2 protein-coding genes are annotated in these 1,580 nt (G+C 63.5%); one reads left to right on the top strand and one right to left on the bottom strand.

Annotation, left to right across the window (positions count from 1 at the left end):
* On the bottom strand, nt 1-868 hold an 868-nt coding region (locus tag EN994_RS30630; RefSeq protein WP_127308109.1), incomplete at its 3' end, for a PA0069 family radical SAM protein.
* Between the two features lie 149 nt (nt 869-1,017).
* Between EN994_RS30630 and EN994_RS30625 the strand changes: the two genes are divergently transcribed.
* Nucleotides 1,018-1,542 (top strand): glycosyltransferase, encoded by a 525-nt coding sequence (locus EN994_RS30625; RefSeq protein WP_063167649.1) that lies wholly within the window; start codon nt 1,018-1,020, stop codon nt 1,540-1,542.
* The last annotated feature ends 38 nt before the right edge of the window (nt 1,543-1,580 follow it).

The raw sequence follows: 1,580 nt of genomic DNA, 5'->3' as shown, positions 1-1,580 counted from the left end.
GGATCACATAACCCGCCTCGCGCGCGCCGGCCGCACGTGCCGAATCGAGGATGCGTTCCATCTCCGGATCAGTCAGGCCCGGAATGATCGGAGCCACCATGACCGACGCCGGAATGCCGGCATCCGAAAGCTGCCGGATCGCTTCCAGCCGCTTGGTCGGCGTCGACGCGCGCGGCTCCATGGTGCGCGCCAGCATGCGGTCGAGCGTCGTCACCGACAGCGCCACCTTGGCGAGCCCTCGTTCGGCCATGCGCGACAGGATATCGATATCGCGCGTCACCAGGGCGGACTTTGTCACGATGCCGACCGGATGGCCGCGCGCTTCCAGCACTTCGAGGATTTCGCGCATGATCCGGTATTGCTTCTCGATCGGCTGGTAGGGGTCGGTGTTGGTGCCGATGGCGATGGTGCGCGGCTGATAGCTGTCCTTCGAAAGCTCCTTGTCGAGCAAGCGCGCCGCATCAGGTTTGGCGAACAGCTTCGATTCGAAATCCAGACCCGGCGACAGGCCCATGAACGCGTGCGTCGGGCGGGCAAAGCAATAGACGCAGCCATGCTCGCAGCCGCGATAAGGGTTGATGGAACGGTCGAAGGAAATGTCGGGCGATTCGTTGCGGGTGATGATGGTGCGCGGCTTCTCGACCTGCACTTCGGTCTTGAAGGGGGGCAGTTCTTCCAGCGAATTCCAGCCATCGTCGAACACGTGCCGGCTGACTGGCTCGAATCGGCCGGACGGGTTGATGCCGGCCGACCTGCCGCGGTTGCGGTCCGGGCGGACACGCATGCCGCTCTGCTCGACCATCGCATTGGCCATCTCGGCTCTTCCTGCTCCGAAAGCTGCAATGTCGGCGCGCACGATCTGTTCCATTTTCGCCCGCTCCCAGGGACTGTCCGTGTTGTGTCGAATCGCTCTGTTCATGAAATTATTCCTATTTCATCGATGAGAACAAAGCAAGAACTTTCTATGGTGCGATGCAAAACTGGCGCTGTGCGGCGCTTTCCGCTATTCGGCTAAGGATGCTCAGTGTTCTCATCGAAACCCGCAATGACGAGGAGGGCCTCGCCCGCACGCTCGCCTCGCTGATTGGCGGCGCGGTCGAAGGCGTGGTGCGTGAAGTCATCGTCTGCGACACAGGCTCCGCCGACCAGACGCATCGTGTGGCCGAGCATGCCGGCTGTCAGTACGTGACCGGCGGTGTCGCTGCCGGCATCCGCCAGGCCAAGGGGGACTGGTTGCTGCTCCTGGAACCGGGCGCGCGGTTGGTGGAGGGCTGGATCGATGAGGTTGTCGCGCATACGGCCAGGCAGACCATGGCCGCACGGTTTTCGCGCACGCGGGCCAGCCGCACGCCATTCCTGGCACGGGTCTTTTCGGGAAACCGCGCCCTGGCCGACGGATTGCTGATCAGCAAGCGTCAGGCGGCGGCCGCGGCCAAGAGTGCCGGCAGTGCTGAGGCCATCGCCCGCGGCCTCGCAACGAAGCGGCTCGACGCCGAGATCTGGATGGCGCCCGCCAAGCAGGAACGCCGCTCCTCGACATGATTTTTTGCAGCTGCTCAGGCCATTGTGCATTGCACAAT

This window comes from Mesorhizobium sp. M7A.F.Ca.CA.002.09.1.1 (assembly GCF_003998555.1).
Classification (GTDB): Bacteria; Pseudomonadota; Alphaproteobacteria; order Rhizobiales; family Rhizobiaceae; genus Mesorhizobium; species Mesorhizobium ciceri.
Note: the sequence above shows the minus strand (reverse complement) of the source record. Positions and strands in the feature narration are given on the sequence as shown.

Bases quoted from the DNA above. Each gene is read 5' to 3' on its own strand.
- EN994_RS30625 (WP_063167649.1), top strand. From the start codon at position 1,018: ATGCTCAGTGTTCTCATCGAAACCCGCAATGACGAGGAGGGCCTCGCC.